The sequence below is a fragment of the Thiobacillus sp. genome (assembly GCF_024708915.1).
In genome coordinates this window covers 1-20708 of record NZ_JANJXQ010000072.1, presented here as the reverse complement: position 1 = coordinate 20708, position 20708 = coordinate 1, and the positions used below count along the sequence as shown (strand labels likewise).

16 protein-coding genes are annotated in these 20708 nt (G+C 63.2%); 12 read left to right on the top strand and 4 right to left on the bottom strand.

Annotation, left to right across the window (positions count from 1 at the left end; translation table 11 throughout):
- From prsK to Q0L94_RS05550, 5 genes are all read left to right on the top strand, one after another.
- The coding region (prsK, locus tag Q0L94_RS05570) for an XrtA/PEP-CTERM system histidine kinase PrsK (RefSeq protein ID WP_296750997.1) at positions 1 to 1611 on the top strand (1611 nt) is incomplete at its 5' end.
- On the top strand, positions 1608 to 2960 hold the full coding sequence (gene prsR / locus Q0L94_RS05565) for a PEP-CTERM-box response regulator transcription factor (protein WP_296750994.1): 1353 nt from the start codon (positions 1608 to 1610) through the stop codon (positions 2958 to 2960). The genes prsK and prsR, both read left to right, overlap by 4 nt.
- Before the next feature lie 64 nt (positions 2961 to 3024).
- On the top strand, positions 3025 to 5790 hold the full coding sequence (prsT, locus tag Q0L94_RS05560; RefSeq protein ID WP_296750993.1) for an XrtA/PEP-CTERM system TPR-repeat protein PrsT: 2766 nt from the start codon (positions 3025 to 3027) through the stop codon (positions 5788 to 5790).
- Between the two features lie 38 nt (positions 5791 to 5828).
- Complete coding sequence (gene prsT, locus Q0L94_RS05555) at positions 5829 to 8609, top strand: XrtA/PEP-CTERM system TPR-repeat protein PrsT (RefSeq protein WP_296750990.1); 2781 nt, start codon at positions 5829 to 5831, stop codon at positions 8607 to 8609.
- A 227-nt stretch (positions 8610 to 8836) separates the two neighbouring features.
- Positions 8837 to 9700 carry a PEP-CTERM sorting domain-containing protein gene (locus tag Q0L94_RS05550; RefSeq protein WP_296750988.1) on the top strand — a complete coding sequence of 288 codons (864 nt, stop codon included), beginning with the start codon at positions 8837 to 8839 and terminating at the stop codon, positions 9698 to 9700.
- 103 nt (positions 9701 to 9803) lie between these two features.
- Here the strand turns inward: Q0L94_RS05550 and Q0L94_RS05545 are convergent, their stop codons facing one another.
- The 4 genes from Q0L94_RS05545 to yihA form a co-directional block, all read right to left on the bottom strand.
- Positions 9804 to 10673 (bottom strand): ThiF family adenylyltransferase, encoded by an 870-nt coding sequence (locus tag Q0L94_RS05545; protein WP_366799247.1) that lies wholly within the window; start codon positions 10671 to 10673, stop codon positions 9804 to 9806.
- Positions 10674 to 10682: 9 nt separating this feature from the next.
- Entirely contained in the window at positions 10683 to 11465 is a 783-nt protein-coding gene (locus tag Q0L94_RS05540) for a hypothetical protein (protein ID WP_296750985.1), read from the bottom strand.
- A 73-nt stretch (positions 11466 to 11538) separates the two neighbouring features.
- Positions 11539 to 12513 carry a porphobilinogen synthase gene (gene hemB / locus Q0L94_RS05535; protein WP_296750982.1) on the bottom strand — a complete coding sequence of 325 codons (975 nt, stop codon included), beginning with the start codon at positions 12511 to 12513 and terminating at the stop codon, positions 11539 to 11541.
- 222 nt (positions 12514 to 12735) lie between these two features.
- Positions 12736 to 13362 (bottom strand): ribosome biogenesis GTP-binding protein YihA/YsxC, encoded by a 627-nt coding sequence (gene yihA / locus Q0L94_RS05530; RefSeq protein WP_296750979.1) that lies wholly within the window; start codon positions 13360 to 13362, stop codon positions 12736 to 12738.
- A gap of 58 nt (positions 13363 to 13420) precedes the next feature.
- On the opposite strand from yihA, the gene Q0L94_RS05525 reads away from it, so the two are divergent.
- The 7 genes from Q0L94_RS05525 to accC form a co-directional block, all read left to right on the top strand.
- A complete protein-coding gene (locus Q0L94_RS05525; protein WP_296750976.1) occupies positions 13421 to 14035 on the top strand; it encodes a c-type cytochrome in 615 nt (204 codons plus the stop codon).
- Positions 14036 to 14207: 172 nt separating this feature from the next.
- A complete protein-coding gene (locus tag Q0L94_RS05520) occupies positions 14208 to 16220 on the top strand; it encodes a cytochrome c biogenesis protein ResB (RefSeq protein WP_296750974.1) in 2013 nt (670 codons plus the stop codon).
- 172 nt (positions 16221 to 16392) lie between these two features.
- Complete coding sequence (gene ccsB, locus Q0L94_RS05515) at positions 16393 to 17532, top strand: c-type cytochrome biogenesis protein CcsB (protein ID WP_296750972.1); 1140 nt, start codon at positions 16393 to 16395, stop codon at positions 17530 to 17532.
- Positions 17533 to 17712: 180 nt separating this feature from the next.
- Complete coding sequence (locus tag Q0L94_RS05510; RefSeq protein WP_296750970.1) at positions 17713 to 18240, top strand: TlpA disulfide reductase family protein; 528 nt, start codon at positions 17713 to 17715, stop codon at positions 18238 to 18240.
- A 247-nt stretch (positions 18241 to 18487) separates the two neighbouring features.
- Positions 18488 to 19018 carry a type II 3-dehydroquinate dehydratase gene (gene aroQ, locus Q0L94_RS05505; RefSeq protein ID WP_296750968.1) on the top strand — a complete coding sequence of 177 codons (531 nt, stop codon included), beginning with the start codon at positions 18488 to 18490 and terminating at the stop codon, positions 19016 to 19018.
- Positions 18987 to 19433, top strand: coding sequence for an acetyl-CoA carboxylase biotin carboxyl carrier protein (gene accB, locus Q0L94_RS05500; protein WP_296750965.1), 447 nt, complete (start codon positions 18987 to 18989; stop codon positions 19431 to 19433). Before aroQ ends, accB begins: the two co-directional genes overlap by 32 nt.
- A gap of 75 nt (positions 19434 to 19508) precedes the next feature.
- On the top strand, positions 19509 to 20708 hold a 1200-nt coding region (gene accC, locus Q0L94_RS05495; protein WP_296750964.1), incomplete at its 3' end, for an acetyl-CoA carboxylase biotin carboxylase subunit.

The window sequence follows — 20708 nt, the reverse complement described above, 5'->3', positions numbered from 1 at the left end:
CCGGAAGACCGCTGGGCGATCAAGTTTCTCTGCCTGGGGCTGGGCGGATTGTTCGTTTACGATTTTTATCTGCATGCCAACGCCGCGCTGTTCGGCGCGATGGATGCCCAGGTATGGGCGGCGCGGGGCTATGTGGCGGCGCTGGTGACACCGTTGATCGCGGTCTCCGCGGCGCGCAACCCGGAATGGGCGGCGCCGGTCGGACTGTCGCGCAGCATGGCGTTCCATACCGCCAGCTTGCTGGGGGCCGGCGTGTATTTGCTGCTGATGGCGGGCGCCGGCTATTACCTGCGTCTATTCGGCGGCGAATGGGGCGACGTGGTGCAGACCGTGTTCGTCTTCGCCGCTGCCATGTTGCTGGTGCTGCTGATGTTTTCCGGCACCCTGCGCGCGCGGCTGCGGGTGTTCCTGTCCAAGCATTTTTTCAGCTACCGCTACGACTACCGTGAAGAATGGCTCAACTTCACCCGCACCCTCACCGAAGGCCAGCCCGGCGAGCAACTCTGCGAACGGGCGGTCGAGGCCCTTGCCAGGCTGATCGAAAGCCCCGGCGGCGCACTGTGGATGCGCGAAGGCGACGCCGGCTATCAGCGCGCCAGCCATTGGAACTGGGCTGACCTCCAGGGAGCCGAGCCGACCGGCTCCCCTTTCATTCAGTGGCTCACCAGCAAGCAATGGGTGGTGGACCTGGATGAAATGAAAGTGCGCAGCGACCTCTATGGCGACCTGGATACGCCGACATGGCTGCAGAACGCCGACGACGCCTGGCTGGTGGTGCCGCTGATGCTGCACGACGAACTGCTCGGCTTTGTCGTGCTCAAGCATTCTTTGGGTAATGTCAGCTTCAACTGGGAAGTCAGCGACCTGCTCAAGGTGGCGGCACGCCAGGCGGCGGCGCACCTGGCGCAGATGCGTGCATCCAACCAGCTCATCGTGGCGCGCCAGTTCGAATCGTTCAACCGCACCACCACCTTCGTCATCCACGACCTGAAAAACCTCGTCGCCCAGCTGTCCCTGCTGCTGGCCAATGCCGAAAAGCACAAGCATAACCCCGAGTTCCAGGCCGACATGCTGGACACGGTGGAAAGCGCGGTTGCCCGCATGAACAAGGTGCTGACGCAATTGCGGCGCGGCAGCGGTGAAACGCACGCCCAGTCGGTGGCGCTGGCGGACATCCTGACCGAGGCCGCCGCCAGCAAGCAGGCGTTCAAGTTGCGGCCCATCCTGGCCTTGCCGCCGTCCGGTCTGCGCGTGCGCGCCGAGCGCGAACGGCTCGTCCGTGCCATCGGCCATCTGCTGCAGAATGCGCTGGAGGCGACGCCGGCAACCGGCGAGGTCACCCTGCGCGGATTCGAAGAGTCCGGACAGGCCATTGTTGAAATCGTCGACAGCGGCAGCGGCATGGACGACGAATTCATCCGTACCCGCCTGTTCCAGCCGTTCGACTCCACCAAGGGTGCGGGCATGGGCATCGGTGCGTACGAATGCCGTGAAACCTTGCGCGCGCTGGGCGGAACGATCGAGGTGGACAGCACGCCGGGAAGCGGCACCCGCTTCCGTCTCAGCCTGCCGCTGGACACTCATCCTGAAAACCGAGGAGACGCCGCATGAGCGACGCCAAACAAAAGATTCTGCTGGTGGAAGACGATCCCGGGCTGCAAAAACAGCTGAAATGGAGCCTTGCCGACTACGAACTGCTGATGGCCGCCGACCGCGACAGTGCCGTCGTCCAGCTGCGCCGCCACGAGCCCGCCGTGGTGCTGCTCGATCTTGGCCTGCCGCCCGACGCGGACGGCGCCAGCGAAGGTCTGGCCGCCCTGCAGCAGATTCTTTCGCTCGCCCCCGCCACCAAGGTCATCGTCGTCACCGGCAACCTCGATCGCAGCAATGCGGTGAAGGCGATCCACCTCGGCGCCTACGACTTTTTCCAGAAACCGTTCGACCCCGACGTGCTGGCGCTGATGATTGCGCGTGCGCTGCATGTCCATGCGCTGGAGGCCGAAAACCGCCTGCTGGTCGCCAGGCAGCGCGGCTCCGCCCTGCAGGGCCTGATCACCAGCAGCGAGCCGATGCTCAAGATCTGCCGCACCGTGGAGAAGGTCGCCCCGGCCAACGCAACCGTGCTGTTGCTGGGCGAGTCCGGCACCGGCAAGGAAGTGCTGGCGCGCGGCGTGCACGAACTGTCGCCGCGCGCCGGCAAGCGCTTCGTCGCCATCAACTGCGCGGCGATCCCCGACACCCTGCTGGAATCCGAACTGTTCGGCTATGAAAAAGGCGCGTTCACCGGCGCCGCCAAACAGACCATCGGCCGTATCGAATATGCCAACGAAGGCACCCTGTTTCTCGACGAAATCGGCGATCTGCCGATGCCGCTGCAGGCCAAGCTGCTGCGTTTCCTGCAGGAACGCGTGATCGAGCGGCTCGGCGGACGCGGTGAAATTCCGGTCGATGTGCGCGTCGTCTGTGCCACCCACCGCGACCTCGCCGAGATGATCCGCGAAGGCAGCTTCCGCGAAGACCTGTATTACCGGCTGTCCGAAATCACGGTAAAAATTCCCCCGCTGCGCGAACGGCCCGGCGACGCCGTCCTCCTGGCGCAGGCCTTCCTCGAGCGCTACGCGCGCGAGCAGGGGCGCAACATCCGGGGGTTCACTGCCGATGCGCTGGGCGCGCTCGAAACGCATGTCTGGCCTGGCAACGTGCGTGAAATGGAAAACATCGTCAAGCGCGCAACCATCATGGCGGACGGCACCCAGATCACCGCGGCCGACCTCGGCCTGGACGCCGCCCAGGCCGAACCGCAGCCGTTCAACCTGCGCCAGGCGCGCGAAAACGCCGAGCGGCTGGCCGTCGGCCGCGCCCTCGCGCACAGCGACGGCAGCATTGCCCAGGCCGCCGAACTGCTCGGCATCACCCGCCCCACGCTGTACGACCTGATGGCGAAAATCGGGATGAAATGAATCTGCATTGCACACCCACACCATTCATGGAATTCTTGAGGTTTCAATGCCGCACTTTGCCCCTGTGAAACGACTGCTCGCGTTGCTGATTGTCGGCACGCTACTGACCGCCTGTGACCGCAGCGACCGCCCGCTGGTGGCCGAAGCCCGGGCATCGATCGCGGCGGGGGACTACAAGGCGGCGATGATTCAGTTGAAGAACGCCGTTGCAGAAGACGAAAACAATGCCGAAGCCCGCTTTGAACTGGGCCGGCTCTATTTCGACCTGCTCGACCTGCCCAGCGCCGAAAAGGAATTCCGGCAGGCCCGCAACGCGGGCTACGCCGCCGGCGTTGTCAATCCGATGATCGCACGCACGCTGCTGGGGCAGCGTGAATACCAGCGCGTACTGGACGAGCTGCCGGCTCCGGCCGACGGCGACCCGGACGCTTCCACCCTGCATGCCCTGCGCGCTACGGCCGAACTCGGGCTGGGCCGCAAGGAGGACGCACGAAAAATCCTGCAGCACGCGCAACAGGCCACGCCCGGCCATGCCGAAGTGAATCTGGCGCTGGCACATCTGGCGCTGGCCGACGGCAAGGCCGACCAGGCCTCGCAGCAGATCGACCAAGCCTTGCGTGCCGACCCCGGGCACCGCGACAGCCTGCTGCTCAAGGGTGACCTGTTGCGCGCCACCCGGCATCCCGCCGAAGCCGCTGCGGTATACCACGAACTCCTCAAACTCGACCCCCGGAACACCCAGGCCCGGCTTGCGCTGGCAGGCATCGCCATCAGCGAGAGCCGGCTGGCTGACGCGCGCAGGGAAGTGGATGCCGTGTTGAAAGTCACGCCCAAAAACCTGCAGGCACGGTATACCCAGGCCCTCATCGACTTCAACGAGAAACAGGTCACGCAGGCGCGCGATCATCTGGCTGGCGTGCTGAAGGCAGCACCAGACTACGTGCCCGCGCTGCTGCTGGGCGGCTCGATCGAATTCGCATTAGGCAATCTGCAGACTGCCGAGGCACATCTCAACAAGGTGCGCAAGGCCGCGCCAGACAACCTGTACACCCTGCGTCTGCTTGCCGCTACCCAGTTGCGCCTGGGCCGCCCTGACGATGCGGCGCGCACGCTGGCCCCCGCGCTCAAATCGGCCGGTCATGACGTCGGCGTATTGATCGTCGCCGGCGAAATTGCACAGGCCAAAAAGGATTTTGCCCAGGCCGCGGCGTATTTTGAACAGGCCGCCCAACGCAATCCTGACAGTGCCGTCATCCGCACCGAGTTGGGCATTTCCCGACTTGCCCTGGGCGACCAGCGCGCCATGGCCGATCTGCAGACCGCCGCCGCGATGGAAGGAGACAGCGCCGGCAACCGCGCCGACACCATCATCATCCTCAGCCAGTTGAATCAGAAACAGTTTGACGCTGCACTGGCAAGCATCGCGGCTCTGGAAAAGAAACAGGCCGCCAATCCGCTCAGCTGGAACTACCGTGGGGGCGCTTATCTCGGCAAACAGGACATCGCGCGTGCGCGCGACAGCTTCAACCAGGCGCTCAAACTCGACCCCGCATTTTTCCCCGCCGCCGCCAATCTGGCGCAACTCGATCTGAAAGACAATCAGTTCGTCGCCGCACGCCAGCGCTTCGAAGGCATTCTCAAGGCCGACCCCAGACATCTCAATGCCATGCTTGCGCTGGCCGATCTGGGCTTGCGCAGCCAGGACGAGAAGACCTACGTAAACTGGCTGGAAAAGGCGGCCGCGGCGCATCCGCAGGCCCTGCAGCCGCGGACGGCCCTGGCGCGCCACCTGCTCGCCAAGGGCGATCGCAACAAGGCGCTTGCGGTTGCGCGCGAAGCCGTCGGCGCCCAGCCCGCCAACCCTGCCGCACACGATCTGCTCGGCACCACGCAGCTGGCACTCGGCGACACCACCAACGCGCAGGGCAGCTACCGCAAGCTGATCGAGCTTCTGCCAGGCCAGGCCGCCCCGCTGATCAAGCTCGCCACCGTACAGAATGTCGCCGGGGATCTGCCCGGCGCGCATAAAACCCTGCAGGATGCCCTGCGCATCCAGCCCGACTCTCTCGACGCGCAAATGCTGCTCGGCAACGTCGAAATCCAGCGCGCGCGTTTCGACGAAGCACGTGCCCTCGCCCGTCAGGTGCAGCAGCAAAAGCCGGACAATGCAGCAGGGTTCGTTCTCGAAGGCGACACCGCGCTCGCGCGCAAGGACTACCCCGCCGCCATCGCGGCGTTCGAGCAGGCGCACAAGCGGGCTCCTGCGGGCGTCCTGCTCGTTCGCCAGTTGCGGGCCTTCACGGCCACCCAGCGCGCCGAGGAGGGCGAAAAACGCCTCGTTACCTGGCTCGCGACCCACCCGCAAGACGCCGCCATCCGGGCCGCCCTGGCGGAAAGCCTGACCAAGCGCCAGCAGTACTCCGCAGCGGCCGGGCATTATCTGGCGTTGAACAAGAGCAATCCCGGCAATCTAATGGTGTTGAACAATCTGGCGTGGGCGCTGCATGGCGCGGGCGACGAGCGTGCCGCGTCGTTTGCCGGGCAGGCGCTGAAACTGCAGCCGGACAACCCGATGGTCATGGATACCTATGGCTGGATCCTGACCACTCAGGGACAAGCCGCCCAAGGCCTGCCCCACCTGCGCACGGCGCTTTCCAAAGCACCGGACAACGCGGAAATCCAGTATCACCTTGCGGTTGCCCTGTTCAAAACCGGCGACCGCGCGCGTGCGCAGGGAGAATTGGAGCGCCTCCTGACCGGCGGCGCGCGCTTCCCGCAGGAGCAGGAAGCGCGCGCACTGCTGGACCAACTGAAAAACAAAACGCGCTAGACTGCCGCCCACCTGATCGCTGAATGGAGCCTGCATCAATGACCCGCCACACCGCCCCCTTGATCACGCTTCTGGTATTGGCCCTGTCCGCACCGCTGGGGGGTTGCGACCCGGCCGCCAAGCTTACCGAGCAGGAACACATTCAGCGCGCCAAGGACTTCGAAGACAAAGGCAATCTCAAGAGCGGCATCATCGAACTCAAAAACGCCGTTCAGAAGAACCCGGACAGTCCGCAGGCGCGCCTGCTTCTGGGCCAGATGTACCTCAAGGCCGGGTTCGGCGCGGAAGCCGAGAAGGAACTGACCCGCGCCGAGAAACTCGGCACCGGCCGAGACACCATCGCCCCCCTGCTGGGCGAAGCCTGGTTGCTGACGGGCCACTACAAGCGCATCCTGGACGAGATCCAGCCCACCGACGCCATGTCCCCGGCCAATCGCAGCCGCATCATGGCCTTGCGCGCCAGCGCCCTGTTCAAGTTCGGCAAATTCCGGGATGCCTGCAACCTGTTCCAGGAAGCCCGCCAGGTCAATGCCGACAGCCTGCAGGCCCATTGGGGGCTGGCGCAATGCGCCATTGCCGAGCGCAAGATGGCAGAGGCCCGGACCTGGCTCGACAATGCCCTGAAACTGAACGAACGGCAGGCGGAAACCTGGATCTTCATCGGCGACTTCGAGCAACTCAACCAGAACACGCCGGATGCGCTGGCAGCCTACCAGCAGGCGGTGAAACTGGAGCCATCCAACATTGCCGCACTGCAGAGCCTGGCAACGCTGCAGATGACGCTGGGCGACATGACAGCGGCCCAGACCTCGATCGACGCGGTCAATAAACTGGCGCCTGGCTCGAATACCGCAAAATACCTGCAGGCGTTCCAGAAATTCCAGCAGAAAAAATATCCCGAAGCGCGCGATTTGCTGCAGGACATTTTCAGAACGGCCCCCGAGCACTTGCCCGGCATCCTGCTCGCAGGTTCTACGGCCTATGCGCTCGATTCCCTGCAGCAGGCCGAGACCTACCTGAACCGCTACCTCAAGCACTTCCCCGGCCATGTTTATGCGCGCCGCGTGCTGGCCGCAACGCAAATCAAGCAAAACCAGCCTGACAAGGCGCTGGCCACCCTGGCACCGCTGCTCCCCCCCCACGGAGAAGATGCGCCGGCGCTGGCGCTCGCCAGCCAGGCGCATCTGGCCCGGCACGATCCGGGCCAGGCCGCCCAACTGCTGCAACAAGCCGTACTTCTCCAGCCCGGCAACGCGGCATTTCATACCCAGCAGGGTCTCAATCGCCTGTCCGCTGGCGACATCGACGCCGCCATCACCGATTTGCAAGCTGCGCGCGCGCTGCAGCCCGGGATCCAGCAGACCGACGTTCTGCTGGCGTTGACCCACATCAGAAACAAGCAATACAGCCAGGCGCTGGCCATCTGCGAGCAACTGGAAAAACAGCTGCCGCGCAGCCCGCTGCCCCACGATTTGCGCGGCCGCGCGCGCCTCGCGCAGGGCGACCTTGCCGGAGCCCGCACCAGTTTCGAACGCGCGCTGGCCCTCGACGCCGCCTTTTTCCCCGCCAGCGCCAGCCTCGCGCAACTCGACATGCGCGACAAAAAAACCGACGCCGCGCGTGCCCGCTTCACCAAACTGCTGGAAGCGGACAAGAACAATCTGCACGCCATGATGGCGCTGGCCGAAATCGCGGCACTCACCAGGCAGGAAAGCGATTACGTCAATTGGCTGGAAAAAGCGGCGAAAGCGCACCCGCAGGCCATGGCGCCCAATGGCACGCTGGCGCGCTACTACCTGATCAAAAAGCAGCCGCGCAAGGCGCTCGCCATCGCCAGCGCGATGGTCAGCGCGCGCCCGGACGATGTCCAGGCGCTCAATTTGCTGGGTTCGACCCAACTCGCCGCCGGCGATCCCGGCAGCGCGGTCGCCACCTATGGCAAGGCCGTGCAGAAAGACGCGCGCGCCTTCGACAGCCGTCTCGGCCTCGCACGCGCCCTGGTTGCCGACAAGAAGCCGGCCGCTGCGCGTACCACCCTGCAAAAAGCGCTGCAGATCGATCCCCGCCATCTGGAAAGCCGCGTCGCCCTGCTGCGCCTTGAAGCCGGCCAGAACAATCCCGACGCAGCGGTAAACATTGCTCGCCAGATTCAGGCCGACCACCCCCAGTCCGCCCTCGGCCACGAACTCGAAGCCGACATCCTGATGCAGCAGAAACGCTACCCCGCCGCCCGTTCCGCCTACGAGCAGGCGATGCAGCGCGGCGCGGGATCGTCCGTGCTGGTCAAGCTACACCACGCCCAGGTGCTGGCCGGCTCCGGCCCGGCATCCGCCCAGCGCCTGGCCGGCTGGCTGAAACAGCATCCCGAAGACAACGCGGTTCGCGCCGCCGCGGCCGACTACGCCATGACGACGGGGAACAACCGCGAAGCCATTGCCCACTATCAGGAAATTCAGCACCGCAGCGCGCCCAACGTGCTGGTCCTCAATAATCTGGCCGCGCTCTATCAACGCGAACAGGACCCCCGTGCCCAGGCCACGGCGGAACAGGCACTCAAACTTGCTCCGGCCAACCCCAACGTCCAGGACACCCTCGGCTGGATACTGGTGCAAACCAACCAAACTGCGCGCGGCCTGGACCTGCTGCGGCGCGCCGCCGCCGCCGCGCCCAAATCGGGCTCGATCCGCTATCACTACGCCGCCGCGCTGGCCCGCAGCGGGGACAAGGCCCGCGCCCGCGCAGAACTGCAAAAATTGCTGGCCGATATCCCGGCATTCCCCGAAACGCAGGCCGCCAAGGCCTTGCTCGACAGCCTGTGAACCCGTGCAGCCCTGCGTACGCATACCGGTACACTTCGCACTGCCGCAGCGAAGCTATCCCGGCCGCCTCCCTTGTCGGAATTTTTTACACGAGCCCCTGGGCGAGCCGCCCGAAAAACCGGCAACAATCTGTTTTATAAGGAATTAAGCAAACCTGGCATGGTGCGTGCTTTATGAGAGGCAGGTTGAATTAACCTCAACACCCAACCCCTCACAGGAGTGATGAAATGAAACTGACCCAACTCTCCGCCCTGGTCGCAGCCGCCGCCCTGTCGCTCAGCGCCAACGCCGAACCGTTTTACATGATCGTGCCTGATGGCGCCGTGGACAACCAGACCGCCAACACCTACCAGTTCGGCATCGACTTCCAGGCCATGTCCACATACACGGATATGGATGGTTCCTATAATGGCTCCAACGCCTCCACCTTCGTCACCGTTAACGACACGGTGAACGACACTGGCACCGGCACGGTTTCCAGCCTGCTCGGGTTCAATGGCATCGCCATGACCGGCAACAACCTCGACGAAGGCATGGGCGACAACTGGCAGCTTTCCTTCAATTACAGCATCAACGGCGTGGTGGTGGCGGTCGACAACACGAACCTGCCTGGCTCCCAGGGCATCGGCGCTTTCTACGGCGACGGCGTGGTGGATGGCGACAACCTGATCCAGATCTATTACGACGTGCTGGACATCGACCAAAACGTGCTCAGTTCGGTACTGGTGATGAATCTGGAAGTCCTGTCCAGCAGCGGCACCATTGGCAACGCCATATTCAATGCGGCGGTCGATTTCACCGGCGTGGACGCGCTGGCGCAGAACCTGTTCTTCTTTGCCGACGGCACCAACTGGTTCGACCTGTGGACCGATGGCCAGCCGCTGCCCGGCATCGAAATTGCCGCGCGCATCGACACCAACGTCGACCCGCAACTGGTCCCGACCGTGGCTGCGGATGGCACGGCTTCCCGCACCAACACCCTGAACGGCAGCGTGGAATTCAACCGCGTGCCGGAACCCGGCAGCCTGGCGCTTCTGGGCATGGGTCTGTTGGGTCTGGGTCTCGGCCGTCGCTACTTCAAGCAAGCCTGAACCGCTGCTCACCCCAGCAAAAAGCCAGGGCGTCTGCTCTGGCTTTTTTTATGTCGTCCATCCGGCCGCCTGACAGGCCGATGCCAACCGGATTTTCAGCCTTTCAGTCAGGTGTTTTTCTGGACAGGCGCCAGTTGACGTAGGCAATCGCCAGCCGCTGCAGCGGATGCGCATTGCCGCCCGGGCGCCAGGTGCGCTTCAGTTTGCCGGTGTAGGCGTCGAACTGCAGACTGTGCGGCACGGCACGCACCTTTCCCCGCCCGAGCAGGATTTTCAGCGCTTCGGTGCCCGCCATGCCGGCGCACAACTGGCACGCCAGGCCGGTTGACGGCACGCGCTGGGTCTTGAAGTCAACGATTTCGGGATAAACCAGATAACCCCGGTGCAGCAGGGCGGGCGCCAGGCCGACCAGAAAACGGGTCGGCCATTCGTCTTCGGGCGTACCCTGCAGCCGGAAGTAGTCGTCGAAACTCGGGCCGTCCGGCAGAAAATTAAGCACGGCCGCGCCCATCCCCAGCGGAACGGCAAAGGTGATGGGAATGCCGCGCGCGCGGCAGGCGTCGTACACCAGGCGGCGCGCGGGAAAAACAAAATAGTCCAGGCCATCCACGTAGAGGTCGACGCCGTCCAGAAACGCGTCGACGTTATGCGGCTGCACGCCATCGTCGAATACGCGGATGTCCAGTTCGGGGTTGATGTCGCGCGCCAGTCTGGCCATGACCTCCGCCTTGGGCTGCCCCATGCTGCTCATGCCGGCGCCTGCCTGGCGGTTGAAGTTGACCAGCTCGAACTGGTCGAGATCCGCCACATGGAAGCGGCCGATGCCCAGCCGGGCCAGAGTCAGCAAATGCACGCCGCCGGCGCCGCCGAGGCCGGCTATGGCGACCTTTTTACCGCGCAGCGTGGTTTGCTCGTGTGGGGTCAGCCAGCCAAGGTTACGGCCGAATGCCTCGTTGTAATCGAAAGCCCGCACGATGACGCTTCAGGCATCCTCTTTCAGCAAGCGCCCCAGAATGCCTTCTTGGTCGTGCGCCGAGAAAAAGTAGGGATAAAGACTGCGGTCTTTGGCTGCCTTGCCCTTGCCGCCGAGCGCTTCTATCTTCTGCCGCATGTATTCCAGCTCCAGATGCATCAGCAGCACGGGGAAATTGACCCGGTTGTTCATTTTTTCTTCCCCGATCTGCTTGAAACCCAGCATTTTTTCGTAGAAGGTTTTGTGGCGGGGAACGATCTCGATGATGGCGTCGGTACATTCATGGATGACGCCATACAGATAGGCGATATGAATCAGGCTTGCCAGCAATTGCTTGCTGCCGATGTTTTCGTCGATGGCAAGCTTGCTGAGCTCGCCGACCCGCCTGCCCTGGGCGCGCAAGGCGTCGATTTCGGGTTTGTAGATTTCTTCCGCCAGCATGCCTTCCGGCGAGTCGTAGCCGACCGTGACGGTGCCGACGATCCTTTCCTGGTGAAACGACAGGATGGTGATGCGATTGGGATATTTCTTCAGGTGCGCCTTGGGGAAACCACGCCAGGCGTAACGCTTCTGCACCAGCATGCTGGCATGGTTGAAAACCTCATCCTGCTGCGCGAAGCGCAGCTTGAAGAGTTTTTCCCCCATGCGTTCTTCCTGGACCTCGGCATCCCCCTCGGGAAGCGGACTCAAATCCTTGAGGCGGTAGGGCGACTCGAAGCTGATGATGGTTCGATCGAAATCATCGGCAACGCTCCGGCCACGCCCAATCAACTTGCTCAAATTCAGCGTCACCTTTGACCCTCCTGACACACGGGGGAAAGCATTCCCCCCTACTCGTTTCTATCGGCCCGCCGCAGGCAAAAATTTAGGCCTGGGCGCGCATCCATCGCGCCGCATCCCGCGCAAAATAGGTCAGCACGCCGTCCGCTCCGGCGCGCTTGAATGCCAGCAGCGCTTCCAGCACGCACGCGCGCTCATCCAGCCAGCCATTTTGCGCCGCGGCTTTCAGCATGGCGTATTCGCCGCTGACCTGGTACGCATAGGTCGGCGCACCATACGCGTCCTTGACGCGCCGGATGACGTCGAGATAAGGCATGCCGGGTTTGACCATGATCATGTCGGCGCCTTCCTGGAGATCCATTCCGACCTCCCATAACGCTTCGTTGCTGTTGGCCGGGTCCATCTGGTACGTATATTTGTTGCCCTTGCCGAGGTTGGCAGCCGAGCCGACGGCGTCACGGAACGGACCGTAAAAGCTGGAAGCATACTTGGCAGCATAGGCCAGAATCCGGGTGTGAATATGACCGGCGCCCTCGAGCGCGCTGCGCAGGGCCGCCACCCTGCCGTCCATCATGTCGGATGGCGCGACCACGTCGGCGCCGGCCTGGGCGTGCACAACCGCCTGCCGGGCGAGCACCGCCACTGTCTCGTCGTTCATTACATAGCCGCTGGCATCGGTCAGGCCATCCTGGCCGTGGCTGGTATAGGGATCCAGCGCAATGTCGGTGATGATACCCAGTTCGGGGAAACGGTTTTTCAGTGCGGCCACGGTACGCGGCACCAGACCATCGGGATTGACCGCTTCATCCGCCCCCGGCGTTTTCAAGCCGGCATCGATCACCGGAAACAACGCCAGTGCGGGGATGCCCAGCCGCAGGCAGTCTTCGGCCACCGGCAGCAGCAGGTCCAGCGACAGCCGTTCGACGCCGGGCATCGAAGCCACCGGTTCGCGCCTGTCCTGCCCGTCCAGAACAAACACCGGATAAATCAGGTCGCTTGATGCGAGCGTGTGTTCGCACATGAGACGGCGGGAAAAATCGTCGCGCCGCATACGACGCATGCGGCGGGCGGGAAATGGGCCAAAAGGCAGGTTCACAAAGGTCTCCAAAGAATTCGCATGGTGTCGTGGAACTTTTTCAAGGGCCCCTCGCTCTATCATGCAGACGGTCTCGTATCGTCTCCCGCTTCTCCTCCCTGAGCGGGATGCCTTAATCCCCTTAAGGCATTTTTTGCCCCGATCCCTCCCTTGGTCGGGGCTTTTTGTTGGGCGGCGCCGGCGTAGTCATCCGTTTGTCTGCGGCTCCCCCTGCCGGGCCTGGGCGAGCCACCCTTCGAGCAAAGCGGCCGCCTCTTCCGCGCCCTGCCGGGACAGGCTGGAAAACAACTGAACAGTGACGCTGTCCAGCGCCGCAAGTTCCTGTTCGACGCGGCGCAATGTCAGGGCTTTCTCGCTGTTGGACAATTTGTCCGACTTGGACAACAGGATATGCACCGGCTTGCCGGTGGGGGCGAACCAGTCGAGCATCTGCCGGTCCAGCGGGGTGAGCGGATGGCGCGCATCCATGATCAGCACCATTCCGGCCAGCGCTTCGCGCTCCTGCAGATAACGCGACAGCAGCCCTTCCCATTTCGCCCGCACTTCGGGCGGCACTTTTGCATAACCGTAGCCCGGCAGGTCGACCAGATAGGTGTCGGCATCCAGTTCGAAAAAATTGATCAGCTGCGTGCGGCCGGGGGTTTTGGACGTGAACGCCAGACGGTTTTTACGCGTCAACAGATTGATTGCACTCGATTTTCCGGCATTGGACCGCCCCGCAAACGCAATTTCGGCACGGCTGTAGGGCAAATCGCGCAGCTGGGCGACCGAGGTATGGAATTGGGCGCGATTGAGCACGGGCTTGGCAGTCATATTAGTTGCCGCTAAACTACCCTTTTTCCCAAGTTTTGCAAGCCTCAGGAGCCTTTTGATGAAACTCGTCGTCTCTCTGGTCGCCGCTCTGGCCGCCACCTCCGCTTTTGCCGCGGCCCCTGCCAATAAAGGCGACCCCAAGGCGGCAGAAAGCATCGTCAACCAGGTTTGCGCGGCTTGCCACTCGGTGGACGGCAACAGCGCGGCCGCCGCCAACCCCAATCTGGCGGGCCTCAATTCCGAATACATTTACAAGCAGCTTGCCGAGTTCAAATCGGGCGCCCGTAAAAATGCCATCATGTCGGGCATGGTCGCCAGCCTCAGCCCGCAGGACATGCAGAATCTGGCTGCCCATTACAGTGCCCAGCAACCCAAGCCCGGCACGTCCGCGGATCAGGAACTCGCGCTGATTGGCCAGAAAATCTATCGCGGCGGCGTGCAAGGCGCCGGCGTGCCAGCCTGCGCCTCCTGCCACGGCCCGCAGGGCAAGGGCATTCCGTCCCAGTTTCCGCACCTGGCCGGCCAGCACAGCGACTACATCTACGCCCAGTTGAACAGCTTCCGCGTCGGCGAGCGTGCAAACGACGCGGCCAAGATGATGCGCAGCATCGCCGCCAAGATGACCGACGCCGACATGAAGGCAGTGGCATCTTATATTCAGGGCTTGCGTTAGAGCGCGGTTGTTGCCGCATACGATTCCGCATGGGTTTCAACCCATAGCGGATCGGAGTCCTTCAGGGATTCATCGGCTTTACAACCACGGCCTACCCCTTGCGGGTGAACTTATCCGACTTGCTTAAGTCGACGGAAGGGTGACGCAAGTCACCCTTTTTTATTGCCACCACATGAACACTGCCTCCCACTCCTTCGGCAAGTCCCTGTTCGAACTGTTGAGTTCGATGCGTTTTGCCATCAGCCTGCTGTCCATCCTGGCAGTCGCCTCGATTGTCGGCACGGTGCTGAAACAGGCCGAACCGTACAACAACTACATCATCCAGTTCGGACCGTTCTGGTTCCAGGTGTTTGAAAAACTGGGGCTGTACGACGTCTATCACGCCGCCTGGTTTCTACTCATCCTGACCTTTCTCGTCGTTTCGACCAGCGTCTGCATCTATCGCAACGCGCCGAACTTCGTGCGCGAGATGAAGAGCTTTCGCGAGCACGTCAGCGAACAGTCGCTGAATGCGTTCAAGCACCGGCACGAAGCCGCCACGGAACACCCGCCCGCCGCGCTCGCCGCCAGCGCACAACGCTATCTCGAAGGCCAGGGATACAAAGTCAAAAACCTGCCGCGCGAAGACGGCGTGCTGCTTGCCGCCAAAGCCGGCAGCTGGAACCGCCTCGGCTATCTGCTGGCGCATTCGGCCATCGTGATGATCTGCATCGGCGGCCTGATGGACGGCAATCTGGTGTTCAAGGTGCAGCAACTGCTGGGTTACAAGAAGATCGAGACGCGCGACATCCCGCAAAGCCAGGTGCCGGCGATTTCGCGCCTGGCCCCGTCCAACCCGTCGTTCCGCGGCAGCGTGCAAATTCCCGAAGGCTCCAGCGCGGACGTGGCCTTCCTGAATGTGGCCGACGGTTACCTGGTGCAGGACCTGCCGTTTACCGTGGCGTTGAAGCAGTTCCGCATCGAGCACTACACGACGGGGCAGCCCAAAAGCTTCGAGAGCGACATCGAGCTGTTCGACCCTTCCGGCAAAAAAATCAGGGAAGCGACGATCGCCGTCAACCACCCGCTGATCCACGACGGCATCGCGATTTACCAGGCAAGCTTTGCCGACGGCGGCACCCGCCTGACGCTGCGCGGCTGGAATCTGTTCGCCCCCACGGCCGCATCTTTCCCCATCGAAGGTACAGTGCTCCAGAGCGCCACGCTGACCAGCGCGGCGGGCGACTACACCATCGAGTTCATCGATTTCCGCCCGTTCAACATCGAAAACATGGGCGGCGAAATTGCCGCGTCCGGCAACGCCATGAGCGTGCTCGGCGGCAGCCCGGTCAGCGACAACCGGCATCTGCGCAACGTCGGCCCGAGCTTCCAGTACAAGCTGCGCGACGCGCGCGGACAGGCGCGCGAGTTTTCCAACTACATGCTGCCGCTGGAACTGGACGGCCGCTGGTACATGATGTCGGGCGTGCGCGAGTCGCCGAACGAGTCCTTCCGCTACATGCGCATGCCGCTCGATGCCGACGGCAAGATCGATAGTTTCATGCGGCTGCGCGGCGCACTGCTGAATGCCGGCTTGCGCCCCGAAATTGCCGCGCGCTTCGCCCGCCAGGCGCTGCCGCAGGATGCCTGGGGCAGCGAAATCGAAGACAAGCTGACATCCAGTGCCGCCCAGGTGCTGGCTTTGTTTGCCGAAGGCGGCTTCCAGGCGCTGGGCGGATTCATCGAGACCAATGTACCGGAAGCCGAACGCGAAAAGGCGGCCGGCACCTATCTGCGCATCCTGGAACTCACCGCGTTCGAGGCGCTGCAAGTTGCCAACCGCCAGGACGGGCTGCCCGCGCCCAAACCCGACGACGCGACCGGCTGGCTGGTGCGCGACACCCTCAACGGCGTGAGCGACATGTTCGTCTACGGCGCGCCGGTCTATCTGCAACTGATGCAGTACGACGAAGTCAAGGCAAGCGGCCTGCAACTCACCCGCTCGCCCGGCAAGAACGTGGTCTATTTCGGTTCGCTTTTGCTGACGCTCGGCGTATTCTTCATGCTCTACGTGCGCGAGCGCCGGGTCTGGCTGCGCATCAAACCGGGGCACGCGCTGCTGGCGATGTCGTCGGCCAAGCACACGATCGATTTCGAGAAGGAATTCACCCGGCACGCGCAGGCGCTGGATACGCTGGTGAAATAAAAACGTATCCGCAAAGGACACGAAGAGACGCGAAGTAGAAACAGGAGTCGATGGCTGTCTCCAGACGAAGTCGCCATGAAGAGAATTTCTTCGCGCGCCTTCGCGCCCTTCGCGGACAAAAAATGTTTTTGAACACGCTTGGGCAATAACCCAATAACCCGGAGATACCGCCATGGAACTCGCCCTCAACCAACCCGCCCCGCTGCTGAAGCGCCTGTCGTGGTTCGACTGGCTGTTTGCCGCCATCGTCGCGACGGGCGCCCTGTTCGCCCTGTGGCGCTTCGGCGACTACATGGACATCTATGAAAAAGCCATCCTGCTGGCGGCGATTCCGTCGCTGGCGGTATTCGGCTGGTTCTGGAAACCGTTCCGCCCGCTGTTCATCGTGGTCGGTGCGGTCAGCCTGTTCGCCGTCAGCCAGTACGGCGGCAGTCTGGCGCGCATGGAGGAGGCCTTCTTCCTCAAATACCTGATTTCCAGCCAGGCCGCCATCATGTGGATGTGCGCGCTGTTCGGGCTGGCGACGCTGGCTTACTGGGGCGGGATGCTGGCGCGCTCCGAATTCACCATGAAGACCGGCAGCACGCTGACCTGGGTCGCGGTGGCCATGGGCTTCATCGGCCTGATGGTGCGCTGGTACGAGTCCTATCTCGTCGGCGCCGACGTCGGCCACATTCCGGTGTCCAACCTGTACGAGGTCTTCGTGCTGTTCTGCCTCATCACCGCGATGATGTATCTGTATTACGAAGCGCGTTACCAGACCCGGCAGATGGGCGCCTTCGTGCTGCTGGTGATCTCCGCCGCGGTCGGCTTCATCCTGTGGTACACCTTCGACCGCGGTGCGCATGAAATCCAGCCGTTGGTGCCTGCGCTCAAATCGTGGTGGATGAAGCTGCACGTGCCTGCCAACTTCATCGGCTACGGCGCCTTCTCCATTGCTGCCATGCTCGGCGTCGCCTACCTGCTTGCGGGGCGCGGCATCCTCGCCAGCCGCCTGCCCAAGCTGGAAGTGATCGACGACGTCATGTACAAGGCCATCGCCATCGGTTTTGCCTTTTTCACCATCGCCACCATCCTCGGCGCGATGTGGGCGGCCGAAGCCTGGGGCGGCTACTGGTCGTGGGATCCGAAGGAAACCTGGGCGCTGATCGTGTGGCTGAACTACGCCGCCTGGCTGCACATCCGCCTGGTCAAGGGCCTGCGCGGACCGATGCTGGCCTGGTGGGCGATAGTCGGCCTGTTCGTCACCATCTTCGCCTTCATCGGCGTCAACATGTTCCTGTCGGGATTGCATTCCTACGGCACGCTGTAAGATCAGCCGCCCGATGGGCAACGCCGCTGCCCCGCCGTCCGGCATGAAACCGACGATGCAGCCGACGCGCGCCGCGCCGGTCGCGTCCGCAACGCCGGCAGCCGACGCAACCCGGAATGTTTGAGGCGCCCGCCGTCGCCCCGCCTGCGGCGGCGCGACGCGCTCGCGGACAATGCAGCCATGCGAAAAAAACTGCTTTATTTCATCCCCCTGGCGCTGGCCGCCATGGCCGCGGGGATCTGGCTGGCCCAGGCCCGCTACGCACCGCGCGCGCCTGCGGCACCCGCTGTCGCCGCGCTGTGGCAACTCGGCTTTCCGGACCTGCAGGGACAGACGCAGCACCTGTCGCAATGGCGCGGTCAGGTCGTGGTGCTGAATTTCTGGGCCAGCTGGTGCGCACCGTGCCGCGAGGAAATGCCGGATTTTGCCGCCCTGCGCGAGCAATATCGGCCTCATGGGGTCGAATTTCTCGGCATCGCCATCGACAACCCGGCCAACGTCGCGCAGTTCCTGCGGCGCCAGCCGGTCGATTACCCGATCCTGATCGGCGAAGGCGCCGCCCATGGCCTGGCACGGCAACTGGGCAATCCGGGCGGAGCGCTGCCTTACACGATCGTGCTCGATCGCAACGGCAACATCGTGCTGCGCCACCTGGGGCGATTATCCCGCGCCACGCTTGAAGCCACCTTGCGCAAAATCGCCGCATAGTTGCAATTTATTGATTCGGCCAGATGGAGTTTGAAGTGGCATCAAGGTTCGGCTTGCCCGGGCTGTGTGTGGCAGCGCGGGAGGCCGAATCAATAAGCATTAAAAACAGCGTTCTATTGAGACGGGCCAGCGAACCGGTCAAAGCAGGATGCCGTGAGAAATACAGGGCGGGTTCAAACATCGTCGGGCCGTGTCAATAGCGTCAATATCTGGACAATTTACCTTCATTTACGGCAAACTCGCCGCCATGACGACTAAACGAACCAGCCGCGCCGCGGCTAAATCGGTCCCCAGTCCGTACCCGCATGTCCTGGTTTTGCATGGCCCCAACCTCAATTTGCTGGGTAGCCGCGAACCCGAACATTATGGTTTCACCACGCTCGACGACATCGACCGCACGCTGGCCAGCCGCGGGAAAGCCGCCGGCGCGTACGTCGAAACCTTTCAGCACAATCATGAAGGCGCCCTGATCGACCGGGTGCATCAGGCCGTGCGCGACCGCGTCGATTTCATCGTCATCAACCCGGCAGGCTACACCCACACCAGCGTCGCCCTGCGCGACGCCCTGGCAGCCACCGCCATCCCTTTCGTTGAAGTTCATCTTTCCAATATCTACGCGCGCGAATCCTTCCGCCATCACTCGTACTTTTCCGACCTCGCCGTCGGCGTGGTGTCCGGTCTGGGCGCGCACGGCTACGAACTGGCGCTGGAATACGCGCTGCGCCATCTCCAAAACAGGACCTCCCATGGATCTCAGAAAACTGAAAAAACTCATTGACCTGGTCGAAGCCTCCGGCATTGCCGAGCTGGAAATCACCGAAGGCGAAGAAAAAGTCCGCATCGCCAAAAGCATTGCGGGCGCGCCGATGATGATGTCTCCCCAGCCGCAATATATCCACGCAGCCGCCCCGGCGGCACCGGCGGCAGCCGCCGCCCCGGCGGAAGACGCCATCCCCGAAGGCCACGTCGTACGCTCGCCCATGGTGGGCACGTTCTACCGCGCCCCGGCCCCGGGCTCGAAAAACTTTGCCGAAGTCGGCCAGAGCGTGAATGCCGGCGACACGCTGTGCATCATCGAGGCGATGAAACTGCTGAACGAAATCGAAGCGGACCAGGGCGGCGTGATCAAGGCCATTCTGGTCGAAAACGGCCAGCCGGTTGAATACGGCGAGCCGCTGTTTGTTATCGGGTAAGGAGTCAGGCGTCAGGAGTCAGGCGCAGCCGCCCTCACACTTCTCCCCTCACCCCTCACCGAGCCTCACGCCACCATGTTCGAAAAAATCCTTATCGCCAATCGCGGCGAAATCGCCTTGAGAATCCAGCGCGCCTGTCGCGAAATGGGTATCAAGACGGTCGCCGTGTATTCCGAGGCCGACCGCACCGCCAAGTACGTGAAGCTGGCCGACGAGTCGGTGTGCATCGGCCCGGCACCGTCGGCGCAGAGCTATCTGCACGTGCCCTCGATCATCGCCGCCGCCGAAGTCACCGACGCCGCCGCCATTCATCCCGGCTACGGCTTCCTCTCGGAAAATGCCGATTTCGCCGAACGGGTGGAGTCCTCCGGCTTCGCCTTCATCGGCCCGCGTCCGGACAACATCCGCCTGATGGGCGACAAGGTCGCCGCCAAGCAGGCGATGATCGACGCCAAGGTGCCCTGCGTGCCGGGCTCCGACGGCGCCCTGCCGGACGACCCCGACGAAATCGTCAAGACGGCCGCACGCATCGGTTACCCGGTGATCATCAAGGCGGCAGGCGGCGGCGGCGGGCGCGGCATGCGCGTGGTGCATACCGAGGCCGCATTGTTGAACGCGGTAAGCATGACCCGGACCGAGGCCGGCGCGGCCTTCGGCAATCCCATGGTCTACATGGAAAAATTCCTGCAGACGCCGCGCCATATCGAGATCCAGATCCTCGCCGACGAGCACGGCAACGCGGTGCACCTGGGCGAGCGCGACTGCTCGATGCAGCGCCGCCACCAGAAGGTGCTGGAAGAAGCCCCCGCGCCCGGACTCGACCCCAAGCTCAGGGACAGGATCGGCGAGCGTTGCGCCGAGGCCTGCCGCAAGATCGGCTATCGCGGCGCTGGCACCTTCGAATTCCTGTACGAGAACGGCGAGTTTTATTTCATCGAGATGAACACCCGGGTGCAGGTCGAGCACCCGGTCACCGAACTCATCACCGGCATCGACATCGTGCAGACGCAGATCCGCGTCGCCGCCGGCGAAAAACTGCCGTGGAAGCAGAAGGACATCCAATTCAAGGGCCATGCCGTCGAGTGCCGCATCAACGCCGAGCACCCGAGCACCTTCGTCCCCAGCCCCGGCAAGCTCACCAACTACCACGCGCCCGGCGGCCCCGGCATCCGCGTCGACTCGCACGTCTACCACGGCTACTACGTGCCGCCGCATTACGATTCGATGATCGGCAAGCTGATCGCCTATGGCGACACCCGCGACCAGGCCATCGCC